Origin of the sequence: Dyadobacter sp. CY327 (assembly GCF_021390415.1) — a bacterium.
In the GTDB taxonomy this organism is placed as follows: domain Bacteria; phylum Bacteroidota; class Bacteroidia; order Cytophagales; family Spirosomataceae; genus Dyadobacter; species Dyadobacter chenhuakuii.
Genome location: NZ_JAJUXJ010000008.1, coordinates 442386 through 455786, shown reverse-complemented (window position 1 = coordinate 455786; position 13401 = coordinate 442386). Strand labels below are relative to the sequence as shown.

Annotated in this window: 10 protein-coding genes; 7 read left to right on the top strand and 3 right to left on the bottom strand. The window is 45.7% G+C overall.

Going from position 1 to position 13401, the window contains the following annotated elements; all coding sequences use genetic code 11:
• Window position 1 precedes the first annotated feature (1 nt).
• Both ruvB and LZG74_RS24875 read right to left on the bottom strand, forming a co-directional pair.
• Complete coding sequence (ruvB, locus tag LZG74_RS24880) at window positions 2-1027, bottom strand: Holliday junction branch migration DNA helicase RuvB (protein ID WP_233799160.1); 1026 nt, start codon at window positions 1025-1027, stop codon at window positions 2-4.
• Window positions 1028-1080: 53 nt separating this feature from the next.
• Window positions 1081-3843 (bottom strand): PKD domain-containing protein, encoded by a 2763-nt coding sequence (locus LZG74_RS24875; protein ID WP_233799159.1) that lies wholly within the window; start codon window positions 3841-3843, stop codon window positions 1081-1083.
• A 335-nt stretch (window positions 3844-4178) separates the two neighbouring features.
• Here LZG74_RS24875 and LZG74_RS24870 point away from each other — a divergent pair, with 335 nt between their 5' ends.
• The 3 genes from LZG74_RS24870 (at window position 4179) to LZG74_RS24860 (ending at window position 7124) form a co-directional block, all read left to right on the top strand.
• The gene (locus tag LZG74_RS24870) at window positions 4179-5210 is read left to right on the top strand and encodes a type IX secretion system membrane protein PorP/SprF (protein WP_026631933.1); all 1032 of its coding nucleotides are present in this window, start codon (window positions 4179-4181) and stop codon (window positions 5208-5210) included.
• A gap of 99 nt (window positions 5211-5309) precedes the next feature.
• Window positions 5310-6101, top strand: a complete 792-nt coding sequence (locus LZG74_RS24865) for an NIPSNAP family protein (protein ID WP_409014526.1) — start codon at window positions 5310-5312, stop codon at window positions 6099-6101.
• A 12-nt stretch (window positions 6102-6113) separates the two neighbouring features.
• Window positions 6114-7124 (top strand): alcohol dehydrogenase catalytic domain-containing protein, encoded by a 1011-nt coding sequence (locus LZG74_RS24860; protein WP_233799157.1) that lies wholly within the window; start codon window positions 6114-6116, stop codon window positions 7122-7124.
• Between the two features lie 2 nt (window positions 7125-7126).
• Here LZG74_RS24860 and murQ read toward each other — a convergent pair whose 3' ends face one another.
• The gene (gene murQ / locus LZG74_RS24855) at window positions 7127-7930 is read right to left on the bottom strand and encodes an N-acetylmuramic acid 6-phosphate etherase (RefSeq protein WP_233799156.1); all 804 of its coding nucleotides are present in this window, start codon (window positions 7928-7930) and stop codon (window positions 7127-7129) included.
• A 321-nt stretch (window positions 7931-8251) separates the two neighbouring features.
• Here murQ and ilvD point away from each other — a divergent pair, with 321 nt between their 5' ends.
• The 4 genes from ilvD (at window position 8252) to ilvC (ending at window position 13397) form a co-directional block, all read left to right on the top strand.
• The gene (ilvD, locus tag LZG74_RS24850; protein ID WP_233799155.1) at window positions 8252-9937 is read left to right on the top strand and encodes a dihydroxy-acid dehydratase; all 1686 of its coding nucleotides are present in this window, start codon (window positions 8252-8254) and stop codon (window positions 9935-9937) included.
• Between the two features lie 69 nt (window positions 9938-10006).
• Window positions 10007-11737, top strand: a complete 1731-nt coding sequence (gene ilvB / locus LZG74_RS24845) for a biosynthetic-type acetolactate synthase large subunit (protein ID WP_233799154.1) — start codon at window positions 10007-10009, stop codon at window positions 11735-11737.
• A gap of 18 nt (window positions 11738-11755) precedes the next feature.
• Window positions 11756-12289 carry an acetolactate synthase small subunit gene (gene ilvN / locus LZG74_RS24840; RefSeq protein WP_026631940.1) on the top strand — a complete coding sequence of 178 codons (534 nt, stop codon included), beginning with the start codon at window positions 11756-11758 and terminating at the stop codon, window positions 12287-12289.
• Window positions 12290-12350: 61 nt separating this feature from the next.
• Window positions 12351-13397 (top strand): ketol-acid reductoisomerase, encoded by a 1047-nt coding sequence (ilvC, locus tag LZG74_RS24835; protein WP_233799153.1) that lies wholly within the window; start codon window positions 12351-12353, stop codon window positions 13395-13397.
• The last annotated feature ends 4 nt before the right edge of the window (window positions 13398-13401 follow it).

Sequence of the window (13401 nt, the reverse complement as noted above, 5' to 3'; positions counted from 1 at the left end):
ATCAGAATAACTCTCCTGAACGATAGGTCGGCAGAATCCCTAAGTGCTTGTAAGCCTTCTCCGTAACCTCCCGTCCGCGCGAAGTCCGTTTCATATATCCCTCTTTGATCAGGAATGGCTCGTACACTTCTTCAATCGTTTCCGCTTCCTCGCCACAAGCCGTTGCAATGGTGGAAATTCCAACGGGGCCGCCTTTGAATTTATTAATAATGGTAGACAAAATGCGGTTATCCATCTCGTCAAGGCCATTCTGATCTACATCCAGCGCCAGCAATGCCATTTCAGCAATTTGAACGGTAACTTTTCCATTGCCCTTTACCTGTGCAAAATCACGTGTTCGTCGCAATAGATTGTTTGCAATACGAGGCGTCCCGCGGCTTCTACGAGCGATTTCGTAGGCGGCGTCTTCTTCCAGCGGCGTTCCTAAAATAGCTGCGGAACGCTTCAAAATCGTGGATAACAATTCCGCGTCGTAATATTCAAGACGCGCATTAATGCCAAATCTCGCCCTAAGCGGAGAAGTAAGCATCCCGGCGCGTGTTGTTGCACCTATTAATGTAAAAGGGTTTAATCCTATTTGAATGCTGCGTGCATTGGGCCCGCTATCGAGCATAATGTCGATTCTGTAATCTTCCATTGCCGAATACAGATATTCTTCGACGATGGGATTTAAGCGGTGGATTTCGTCGATGAATAATACGTCATGTTCCTGTAAATTCGTCAGCAAGCCGGCAAGATCACTTGGTTTGTCCAGAACGGGCCCGGAAGTGATCTTGATTCCAGCGCCAAGCTCATTTGCGACAATGTTAGATAATGTTGTTTTCCCAAGTCCCGGAGGCCCGTGAAGCAAAACGTGATCCAGCGCATCGCCACGCTGACGCGCAGCCTGAACGAAGATTTTAAGGTTTTCCAGAATTTTGTCCTGACCTGTAAAGTCATCAAAAGTAAGCGGACGCAATGCGCGCTCAACTTCTTTTTCAGTATTGGAAAGATTTTCTTTATCTCCGGATAAATAATCCTGACGCATAATAATCGGCTAAATAAACAAAAAAATACTCGTTTTAATCTGCAAAAAGAAGCTTACCGGATGATCATTACCGATCCTCGCTTCACATTAGGGGCGCGCTCGGGATAGTAAAGGGCCTCGTAGGAGATCACATAAGGATAGGCGCCTGGCTGCACTTTCTGGCCTTTATAGGTTCCATCCCAGCGATCTTCAATGTTCGTAGAAGCATAAATTACTTCACCCCAGCGGTTATAAATGCGAATGGAGAAATTGGTATAATAAGCCCCGAAAATTTCCAGAATCTCATTATGCCCTTCGCCATCGGGAGTAAATGCATCGGGAATGAAGAACCGTGGCTCGCAGCGATCAACAACTTCAGTTGTTTGCTGCGCTACGCAACCTTCTTTATTGACAGCGATCACCGTGTAAGTTCCTTCTGCACCCACAGTCACCGTCCGCGTGGTGTCGCCGGAATGCGGCCATTCATAGGATTGCACGCCTTGTCCGTTTGCATCCAGAATAACAGACTGTCCATCCGGAATGCATATCGCGTATTCAGGTAAGAGATTCAAAATCGGTGAAGGACGCTCGCCAACCTGAATGGTGTCTGAATTATAGCAATCATTGCGGTCTTTTACGATCACAAAATAAGAACCTGGCTGAGCCACTGTGATGTCTCTGGTGTCTTCGCCGGTGCTCCAGTTGAACTCAATCCATCTTTCGCTTGGCACGGTGAGAACAATTGAACTGTCGCGGCATAATGTTGTGTCTGGCCCGATGCTCACAGCTGGCGGGCGGCGCAAGGTGATTTCAATGGTGTCGGCAGAGAAACATTCGCCTTGCGGACCATTGAATGCAACGGCAATGTAACGGCCTGTCGCAGTTGCATTATAAGTTTTTCCACGTCCTACAACCCTTCCGCGGTTGATCCAGGCATAAACCTCAGCCTGAACGCCCATATCCAAAGGAACAAATGCACCGCAAGTATCTTTATCAGCACCCAGATTAATCGGTGGAGGCGTTTCGAAAATCACGACTTCCTGAACAATTGTTGTGTCTTTACATTTATTGGTCGCACGCATGCGGACCATGTATGTGCCTGGCTTTGTATAGGTGTAAGTTGCTTTTTGTTCTTTCGAAGGTGCTGTAAAGCTGCCGTCTCCAAGGAAATCCCACTGATAAGTGTCTTCGATCGGATCGCAGATCGGGCTTGCTTCGAATGTGGTGGGTTCATTTGTACAAAAACCATTTGCCTCAAAACCAGGACCTGATGATTCCTGCGTGAAATCCTGCACCATATTCGGCAAACCTAACTGACTTTTTTTGCCGCCTAAACTCACGCCATCGCGCTCATATTCCACCCCAGTAAGCGAATTCCCCTCCGGTTCACCAATAACCGCCAGATATTCACTGCCTTCAATCGCCATGTAAATCCTGCCATCGGGACCAAATTGCAATGCGCCAAATTTTCGGTTGGCAGAACTGTCAATGGTTATGGCAGTTTCCGTCAGCAAACTGTCGGGCAATGTGAGATCGTATTGCTTTAAATAAGAACTGGTGCCGTTTTCGCCCGAAAACGAAATGTACATTTTCTCCCCGCTGGGCGAAAATTCGATCCCATAAGCTGTGGGCGGCGCGGCTCCCAGATCCACCGTTTTATCATAGGTTAATGTGCCTGTTGAGTCATTGAAACTGAACAATTCAACGTAATTTTTTGGAGGACCCGGAATGATCACCGCCAGTCGGCGCTGTCCGGTGGCACTGTCAGGAGAAGAAAATTTCATATAACCTTCGGCCTTTCCGAGGCTATCATGCTTCATTCCTAACTCAGGCGCGCTGCTTTCTACCAATCCGCCGGTTGTGGCGTGGAAAATGCGGAACTTATTCGTGCCGTAATCGTGGGAAATAACCCAGTAAGTGCTGTCGCGGTCATTACGTGCAGACACTATACGTTCGGTCGTTGGCTCCTGCAATAATGTATTGGTTTCAATGATCGCGCCCAGGCCGTTGTTCCGACGCATATCCACAACGCTTTTCGTCAGCAGCTTTTCACCATTGATGTCGGAAGTTGTAAATACATTGAACAAATATTCACAACCCTTACAAGTAGGCTGAGGCACAATGAGGACGGATTGCGTGGAATTCGGGCTTCCTTTCAGCGGCGGACAATTGGGCTGTTCGAAACAGGGCATCGGGTCGCCATTCTTGTTCCAGACCGTTATACCATCGGAATAAAACAGCAATTGGCCTTTGGAATTGGCTATGGATGAGGTTCCTTCAGGCGTATTGAGCTTTCCATCGGTGATCGGCGTGGGTGGGTTGTTGGAAAAATCAAGGCCCGCATTTCCACCAAAAAACCATTTTGCGCCTTCCTGGTTGGCTGGCTCCATACAGATCTTGACATTGATCCGATCCTGAATTTTACAGCCATTAGGCAAGATAACTTCCACCGAGTAACAGCCTGAACTATCGACGTTTAAAGTTTGCGTCGTGTCGCCTTTGGGATACCAGACATATCGGGCGCCATCGGGTGCGCCATTGGGATAAGGATCCAGGATTAATGTGTCGCCGGGGCAAATCGTTGTGTCCGTTTTCCATTGCTGAAAAGCAGGCGGCAATTCACCGATCTGAACGACTTTTGAAACCGTTTGCTGCGCACCGCCTCTCAATGTTCTTAACAATGTAACTGTGTAAGAGCCAGGGGCTAAGTAGGAATGTTGCGCAATGCGACGGGTGTCTGTTGCGCCGCCTTCGCCAAAAGTCCATTGCCACGCAATGGCCGTGCGGAGCGTATCACTGAATGTAGTGGAGTCGGCTTCGCAATCGGGATTCTGCATGCATTGCCCTTGAACCACAAAATCCTGTGCGTTAGCACACATTGTGGTCAGCAGGAGCAGAAAGAATGTTAAATAAAATATTTGTTGGTACTTATTATAAAATCGCCCCATGTTTCGTTACTAGTTCAAACACCCCACGCCACCACAATTAATATTCGGATTACCTGACACTACTAACGAAAATAAAATGTTAAAATTTTGTGCGGTAATGTCGTAAAAACCACTCTAATTTGAATATTAATACGCAATTTGATGATATTTTGTGAATTTAATTTTGTATTTTTTTTGAGCCTGTTTTCCTCCCGCTTTTGAACTTGCGGCAATAAGAAATATTTATGACAAAGCGTTTACTTCTCCTTTTTGTACTGACACTGCTTTGCCTGAAAGGTTGGAGCCAGGACCCGCAGTTTTCTCAATTTTATGCCAATCCGTTATATCTGAACCCTGCTTTGGCGGGTGGTGCGCTCGCTCCACGAGCGACGATCAATTACAGGAATCAATGGCCGTCACTTTCAGCGAATTTCGTGACCACCTCCTTTGGTGCAGATGTTTTTCTGCCTAATTACAACAGCGGTTTGGGCGTTTTGGTAACGATGGACAGCCAGGGTTTAGGTAATTTAAAATCGACTGACATTGCGCTTCAATATTCTTATCAAATCCAATTGAATGATGTTACTTCGCTTCGTTTGGGAATTCAGGGCGGGTTTGTTTCCCGGAAACTGGATTATTTCGGACTGACATTTGGTGATCAATATGATAATGGCGGACTTACGGGCCGCCCTTCGGATGATCCCTTCGCATTAGGCGGTCCTAATGTAAATTACGCTGATTTCGGGTCTGGGTTAATGTTGTATTCAGACTGGTATTGGGCCGGGATTTCGGCGCACCATTTGAACCGTCCTAACCAGGCATTTTCATCACTGACCGAAGCCAGGTTACCGATGAAAACCAGTTTCCAGGCCGGATTAAGGATTCCATTTGCAGGTTATACATTCCTTGGGGATGAAATTGATAAGGAAAAAACGATTTCACCTGCCATTATGTACAAAAAGCAAGGCAAATATGATCAGTTCGATGCAGGCTTATATGCGACCATTGAGCCGTTGGTTTTGGGTGTCTGGTATCGCGGGATTCCTTTCAAAAAATACGAGCAGAACATTAATAACCACGAATCGCTGGTGTTTTTGGCGGGTTACAGACAGGACAAGTTTTCAATCGGTTATAGCTACGACTTAACCATTTCTACATTAGGTGCCAGCAGCGGTGGTGCGCATGAGATTTCGCTTTCCTATGTGTTTGATCCTATTGAGTCTAAACCCAGAAGGAGTAAGAGCAGCAAACGGCAGCTTTCTTGTCCGAAGTTCTAAAACATGTTGTTGGTAAATTATTTTCGTGGCGTATAGCGGTAGAAAGCATTTAAGTAGACTTTTTCCTACAATGATCCACCTATTACCTTTACCAAACCGATGATAAGTTACTTGAAGAGCGGTCTTTTTACCGCAGTATTTTTTTTGGCAGCCGTATTAAGCATTGCAGCTGCTCCTCCCAAAAGAGAATTTTACGAGATCAGAATTTATCAACTCAAAAACGCTGAACAAGGAACGCGTGTTGAAAATTATCTCAAAGACGCTTACATTCCTGCCATGCACCGCGCCGGCATCAAAAATGTAGGAGTTTTCAAGCCTGTTGCTTCTGATACAGCTGCCGCTGGGAAACTGATCTACGTTTTCACGCCATTGAAATCCCTGGAACAATTGCTTGAACTGCCTAAAACGCTTGCAAAAGATGCAGCCTACGCATCAGCCGGAAAGGATTACATTGATGCTGAGTACAAAAACGCACCTTACGCTCGTTACGAAACAATTGTGCTTCAAGCATTTACAGGAATGCCTATGCACAAAAAACCAGGCTTAACCGGCCCAAAAGCGGACCGTGTTTATGAACTGCGCAGCTACGAAGGTCACACAGAAAAAATTTATCAGAACAAAGTAAAAATGTTCAATGACGGCGGCGAAGTTCCTCTTTTTGAGCGACTTGGTTTTAATGCGGTTTTCTACGCAGAAGTAATTGCCGGAAGTCACCAGCCGAATTTGATGTACATGACCACATTCGACAACAAAGCTTCACGTGACGAACATTGGAAAGCATTTGGATCTGATGCGGAGTGGAATAAGCTAAAAGTAAATCCTGAGTATCAAAACAACGTTTCGAAGAACACAAGCTTCTTCCTGACGCCAACAGATTACTCTGACATTTAAAATCCCGAATGAATGAAAGCTGCTGTCATTAGAAATCTTCACGAACCATTGGTTATAGAAGAAGTTGAAAAACCACAAGCCGGTCCGGGCGAGGTGATAGTTCAATTAAAAGCAGCTTCATTAAATCACCGCGACGTCTGGATCCAAAAAGGACTTTATCCCAAAATCACGACGCCCATCATCCCCGGTTCCGATGGCGCTGGCATTGTAAGTGAAGTGGGCGAAGGGGTTGATCCGGCATGGATCGGTAAGGAAGTGCTTATTAATCCATCGCATAATTGGGGTGATAATCAGGCTTTTTACGGAGCGGATCATAAAATATTAGGCTTGCCGGATAACGGGACTTTTGCTGAATTTGTCAAAGTAGAAGCCCGTTATCTGGTCAAAAAGCCAGCTTATCTTTCTTTTGAGCAAGCCGCAACATTGCCGCTTGGCGCGTTGACGGCGTGGCGTGCGCTGCATACACGCGCGAATTTTCAGTCGGGTGATAAAGTTTTGGTTACGGGTGCAGGCGGAGGCGTTGCACTCTTTGTTATTCAGTTTGCCATTGAGGCAGGAGCGGAGGTTTGGGTTACTTCCGGTTCAGATCAAAAAATTCAAAAAGCGATTGAATTGGGTGCAAAAGGCGGGATGAATTATAAAAATCCAACCTGGTTCAGAGATCTGTTAGTCAAAGCAAGAGGTCCTAAGCTGGGCTATTTTAATGTTATTATTGACAGCGCAGGCGGTCCAGGATTTGCGAAATTAATTGACATTGCCGCTCCCGGCGCCAGAATCTGCTTCTATGGCGGCGGAACCGGCAACATTACCGACATTGTTCCAGCCAAAGTTTTTTTCAAACAACTCAATATCCTCGGGACCACCATGGGCACCGAAGCAGAGTTTCAGGAAATGATCCAGTTTGTGGAGGAAAAAGAAATTATACCAATCATCGACACCGTCTTTCCATTGGACGAGGCCGAAAAAGCATTGCGTCTGATGGATTCGGGCCAGCAGTTTGGGAAAATTGTTTTGACGATCTAGCTTTATTTCTGGACAGATTCAATTGCCCCGCGAACGCTTCCGTACTGATTCAATAATTTTTCAGCTTCTGCTGCATCCACATTCAGCTCGTCAATGATCATTTGCTGCGCACGATTCACCAGTTTTTCATTGGTAAGCTGCATATCGATCATTTTATTGCCCTTCACTTTTCCTAAACGGATCATTAGTGCCGTTGAAATCATATTTAGGACCAATTTCTGAGCCGTTCCTGATTTCATTCTTGTGCTTCCTGTTAAGAATTCAGGTCCTACAACCACTTCCACAGGAAATTCCGCCGCTTTGGCAACGGGTGAGCCATCATTGCAAACGACGCATCCGGTCAGCAAACCTGCTTTTTGCGCCTCATTTAAGCCACCAATCACATAAGGCGTTCGGCCTGAAGCAGCTATGCCTATTAATGTATCATTTTCATTCAACTGATAAGGCGCCAGATCCAGCCATGCCTGGTTCCAGTCATCTTCGGCATTTTCAACCGCTTTACGGATTGCCTTATCGCCTCCGGCAATAATTCCTACCACGAGATCAAACGGAACACCAAATGTAGGTGGGCATTCCGACGCATCTACAACGCCTAAACGGCCGCTCGTGCCTGCGCCGATGTAAAATAACCGTCCGCCCCGCTGCATGCGCGGCACAATTTGCGACACCAGCGCTTCAATTTGCGGGATGGCTTTTTCAACTGCATTCGGGACTGTTTTATCTTCCTTATTAATAGAAAACAAAATATCCTGAACGCTCATTTTTTCAAGATCCTGGTATTTGGAAGACGATTCGGTGGTTAGCATAGTTATGGATTTTGCGATGGTCAAAATTAAATATTTTCCTGAAACCATCCTTGACCAAACATTAATTTGGTATTTATCTCAGAATATCTTCAAAAAATCGTGCGAATGTTTGGAAAATAGAAAGATACCCTTCTAATTTGTATCACAAACGAAAAATCAGCGAAATTTCGCTAGACTTGATAGTTACGCTAATGAAATTCATTTTAATCGTCCCAGTTCTAATTCTAGTCACGCGTTAGCGTGAGTGAGGACGATTTGCATAAAACCTGGCACCTCACTCACCGCACTGAATGAGGTGTTTTTATTTACAACATATTCACCATGGCAACAGAACTTAACAGATTTTCTAAAACCCTTACACAAGAAGTAACCAACCCGGCGGCACAAGCCATGCTTTACGGCATTGGGTTAAAGGAAGAAGATTTCGCAAAACCGCAAATCGGGATTGCCAGCACGGGTTATGAAGGAAATCCTTGCAATATGCACTTAAACGGACTTTCCGTTTATGTGAAACAAGGCGTGACGGCCAATGAAATGGTCGGTTTAATCTTCAATACCATCGGTGTTTCGGACGGGATGACTAACGGAAACGACGGAATGCGTTACTCGTTGCCTAGCCGCGACATTATCGCAGATTCGATTGAAACAGTGGTTTCTGCGCAATGGTATGACGGCGTAATTGCGGTTGTGGGTTGTGATAAAAACATGCCGGGAGCCGTGATGGCGATGGCGCGTATTGATCGCCCTGCGATTATGGTTTATGGCGGAACAATCCGTTCAGGACATTATAAAGGACAAAAACTGGATATCGTTTCAGCATTTGAAGCGCTTGGAAAGAAGTTTGCCAACAACATTTCAGACGAAGATTTCAAAGGCGTTATACAAAATTCAATTCCTGGCCAGGGTGCTTGCGGTGGCATGTACACGGCGAACACGATGGCGGCTTCGATTGAGGCGATGGGAATGAGCTTGCCATTCAGCAGTTCTTACCCGGCAACGCACGAAGGCAAGCAGGAGGAATGCAAGAAAATCGGCGCAGCGATGAAAAAACTTTTGGAGCTGAACATTACACCAAAAGAAATCATCACCAAAAAGTCGCTTGAAAACGCCCTGACTGTGGTTATGGCATTGGGCGGTTCTACAAATGCAGCATTGCACTTCTTAGCAATCGCGCGTTCAGCAGGACTTTGGCTAACATTGGACGACATTCAGGCGATTTCAGACCGCACGCCATTTATCGCGGATTTGAAGCCTAGCGGTAAATATTATATGGAAGATATTCTGGAAATCGGCGGGGTGCCTGCTATTACCAAGTATTTATATTCCAAAGGTCTGATCCACGGAGATTGTATTACAGTAACCGGTAAAACAGTTGCTGAAAACCTTGCCGAGGCTCCTGATCTTAATTTTGACACACAGAAAATGGTTTTCCCTTTGGAGCAAGCCATTAAATCAAGCGGTCACATTCAGATTATGTATGGTAACCTGACGCCAACGGGCGCGGTTGCGAAAATTACGGGAAAGGAAGGGATGACTTTCGACGGCGAAGCAAAAGTTTGCGAGCACGAATCGGAGATCATTACCATGCTTTCAAAAGGAGAAATTAAAGAAGGACACGTGGTTGTCATCCGTAATGCTGGTCCAAAAGGAGGCCCTGGAATGTCGGAAATGCTAAAACCAACTTCCGCTGTAATGGGAGCAGGACTAGGAGACAAGATCGCATTGATCACAGACGGTCGTTTCTCAGGCGGAACACACGGATTCGTAGTAGGACACATTACACCCGAAGCATTCGACGGAGGCCCGATCGCCCTGGTCAAAGACGGCGACCGCATCTCCATCGACGCCAACACCCGTCAATTAACATTGCATATTTCGGACGAAGAAATGGCAGCCCGCAAAGCAGCCTGGGTACAGCCTGCTCCAAAGTTTACAAAAGGAATGTTAGGAAGATACATCAGAACCGTAAAATCAGCCGCCGAAGGCTGCGTAACGGACGAAGCGTAATAAGCATAAAATTCATCCGACTAAATAAATAGAGGAGTCATGGGATTTAATGAAAATCAAACACAAACAATGCAAGCAGTTGAGCCGGTGGCTTCGATTGCTAAGCCGGAGTTGATCAATGGTTCACACGCCGTAATCCAGTCGCTGATCGCGGAAGGGGTTGAGACCATTTTCGGTTATCCGGGTGGGGCGATCATGCCGGTGTATGACGCGATATATGATTATCAGGATCAGGTTAACCACATTCTGGTGCGTCATGAGCAAGGTGCAGCGCATGCGGCAGAAGGTTTTGCGCGCATCACGGGTGAAGTGGGCGTTTGCCTTGTAACATCCGGCCCGGGAGCAACAAACCTCGTAACTGGAATTGCTGATGCCATAATCGACTCAACGCCAATGGTTTGCATTGTTGGTCAGGTGGCTTCTCATTTATTGGGAACGGATGCATTCCAGGAAACGGATGTGATGGGCGTGACTATTCCAATCACAAAATGGAATTATCAAATCACAAATGCGGATGAAGTTCCTGAAATCATTGCAAAAGCATTTTATATAGCAAAATCCGGCCGTCCGGGACCTGTCCTGATCGACATTACAAAGGATGCGCAGCAAAAATTGATGACGCGGCCATTTGTTCACAAAAAATGTGAAAAACTGGTTAGCTATCACCCACGCTTGTCTCCGAAAGATGAGCAGGTTGCAGCAGCTGCAAAATTGATCAATCAGGCAAAACGTCCGTTCCTTTTCTTCGGGCATGGTGTTCAAATTGCCAATGCAGAAGCTGAATTGATTCAATTCATCGAAAAAACAGACATTCCTGCGGCTTCAACATTGCTCGGACTTTCTTCTGTTTCTTGTGACCATCCGAATTATGTGGGCTGGCTTGGAATGCATGGAAATTATGGGACTAATGTCCTTACCAACCAATGTGACGTCATTATAGCAGTCGGAATGCGTTTTGATGACCGCGTTACGGGCGATTTAAGCCGCTACGCCAAACAGGCGAAGGTCGTTCACATTGAAATTGACCCGGCGGAAATTGACAAGATCGTAAAAGCGGATGCGCCTGTTGTAGGTGACGCCAAAAGAGCGCTTGAAATGTTGCTTCCGTTGGTAAAGCAAAACAACCACGAAGCATGGCGTGAGGAATTCAAGAGATACGATGCGATCGAAGATCAGAAAATTACGCAGCCAGAACTTGCTCCGACGACGGAAAAGATCAAAATGGCTGAGGTGATCCGGACGCTTTCCGATAAAACAAAAGGCGAAGCGGTGATTGTAGCGGATGTGGGTCAGCACCAGATGATGACTGCGCGTTATTATCAGTTCAAAAAAGCGAATTCTTTCATCACTTCCGGTGGATTGGGAACAATGGGTTTTGCGTTGCCTGCATCTTTTGGAGCGAAAGTTGGAGCGCCTGATCGTGAGGTTGTTGCGATCATTGGTGACGGCTGTTTTCAGATGACGATCCAGGAATTGGGAACCATTGCACAGAGCGGTTTGCCGGTTAAGATCATTATTCTGAATAACAACTTCCTTGGAATGGTGCGCCAGTGGCAACAGCTTTTCCATCAGAAACGCTATTCATTTGTAGAGCTCCAAAACCCTGATTTCATCACCATAGCAAAAGGTTTTGGGATCGACGGCCACACTTGCGGTGCCAGGGAGAATTTGAATGATTCGCTGGATAAAATGCTGGCTTCCGATAAGCCTTACTTGTTGGAAGTTTTGGTAGAAAAAGAAGAAAATGTGTTCCCAATGGTTCCAACGGGAGCTTGCGTGGCAGATATCAGATTGGAATAAAATAGACATTAATTGATCATGACAACATACACCATTTGTGTTTTTACAGAAAATACGATTGGTATTCTGAACAAGATTACCACCATTCTGACACGCAGACGCATTAATATCGATAGTCTTACGGTTTCTGAAACAGAACGTAAGGGTATTTCAAGGTTTACCATCGTCATTCGCCATGAGTCGCGCGACGCAGTTGAAAAGCTCGTCCGCCAGATCCGTAAAGTGATTGAAGTGCTGGCTGTTTTTGGTTATCTTAATGACGATATCGCATATAATGAGATCGCATTGTTTAAAATCTCAACGCCAATCGGTGCAAAACCACTTGATATTGAGACCATTAACAAAACTTACAAAGCGTGGGTCGTTTACTGGCATTTGACTTATGTGATCATCCAGAAAACGGGCACGGAAGAAGAGATCTTTGAATTCTTTGACTATATCAAACCGCACGAAATCCTGGAATTTGTGAGATCAGGACGTGTTGCAGTGAGTAAATCGCCTCAGACGCTTGTGGATTACCTTCCTGAGGCTGAGTGGGAGTATTATCAGTAACCGGTCAACTTTACCTAATATTGTTTTTAAATCGAGTAATCAATAATCCAATCAATAATCAATGGCAAAATTAAATTTCGGCGGGGTCGAAGAAGAAGTAGTAACCCGTGAAGAATTTCCTCTTGAAAAGGCACGTGAAGTACTTTCTAATGAAACCATAGCTGTAATTGGTTACGGCGTACAAGGCCCAGGCCAAAGCTTGAACATGCGTGATAACGGATTCAATGTGATCGTTGGACAGCGCAAAGGAGGTAAGTCGTGGGACAAAGCCGTTGCTGACGGATGGGTTCCTGGCGAAACACTTTTCGAATTGGAAGAAGCATTGGCAAAAGGAACAATCATTTGTTACCTGCTTTCTGACGCCGCTCAAATTGAATTATGGCCAACTGTTAAGGCTAACCTTACTGCCGGAAAATCGTTGTATTTCTCACATGGTTTTGGTGTAACTTACAAAGATCAAACTGGAATTATCCCTCCTGCGGACGTAGACGTATATTTGGTTGCTCCAAAAGGATCAGGAACTTCACTTCGTCGCTTGTTCGTAGAAGGAAAAGGTTTGAATTCTTCTTTTGCAATATTTCAGGATGCAACGGGCAGAGCACGTGAGAAATGCATCGCAATGGGAATTGGTGTTGGTTCAGGTTATTTGTTCGAAACTGATTTTTACCGCGAAGTTACGTCTGACCTTACAGGCGAGCGCGGAACATTGATGGGTGCTATCCAGGGAATTTTCGCAGCACAATACGAAGTGCTTCGCTCAAACGGACATTCGCCATCAGAAGCATTCAACGAAACAGTTGAAGAATTGACGCAGTCATTGATGCCGCTTGTTGCTGAAAACGGCATGGACTGGATGTACGCAAACTGCTCTACAACAGCACAACGGGGTGCATTGGACTGGTGGAAACCATTCCGTGACGCTACTAAGCCTGTTTTCGAACAACTTTACAACTCTGTAAAAAGCGGCGAGCAAGCTAAAATCTCCATCACCCGTAACTCACAATCGGATTACCGCGTGAAGCTAGAAGAAGAATTAGCTGAGCTTCGCGAATCAGAAATGTGGCAATCAGGCAAAACTGTTCGCAGCCTGCGCCCAGAGAATAATTAATTAG

Excerpts from the sequence above, each read along its gene's own strand:
- ruvB (WP_233799160.1), bottom strand. The coding sequence starts at position 1,027 with ATGCGTCAGGATTATTTATCCGGAGATAAAGAAAATCTTTCCAATACT.
- LZG74_RS24875 (WP_233799159.1), bottom strand. The coding sequence starts at position 3,843 with ATGCAGAATCCCGATTGCGAAGCCGACTCCACTACATTCAGTGATACG.
- LZG74_RS24870 (WP_026631933.1), top strand. The coding sequence starts at position 4,179 with ATGACAAAGCGTTTACTTCTCCTTTTTGTACTGACACTGCTTTGCCTG.
- LZG74_RS24865 (WP_409014526.1), top strand. The coding sequence starts at position 5,310 with ATGATAAGTTACTTGAAGAGCGGTCTTTTTACCGCAGTATTTTTTTTG.
- LZG74_RS24860 (WP_233799157.1), top strand. The coding sequence starts at position 6,114 with ATGAAAGCTGCTGTCATTAGAAATCTTCACGAACCATTGGTTATAGAA.
- murQ (WP_233799156.1), bottom strand. The coding sequence starts at position 7,930 with ATGCTAACCACCGAATCGTCTTCCAAATACCAGGATCTTGAAAAAATG.
- ilvD (WP_233799155.1), top strand. The coding sequence starts at position 8,252 with ATGGCAACAGAACTTAACAGATTTTCTAAAACCCTTACACAAGAAGTA.
- ilvB (WP_233799154.1), top strand. The coding sequence starts at position 10,007 with ATGCAAGCAGTTGAGCCGGTGGCTTCGATTGCTAAGCCGGAGTTGATC.
- ilvN (WP_026631940.1), top strand. The coding sequence starts at position 11,756 with ATGACAACATACACCATTTGTGTTTTTACAGAAAATACGATTGGTATT.
- ilvC (WP_233799153.1), top strand. The coding sequence starts at position 12,351 with ATGGCAAAATTAAATTTCGGCGGGGTCGAAGAAGAAGTAGTAACCCGT.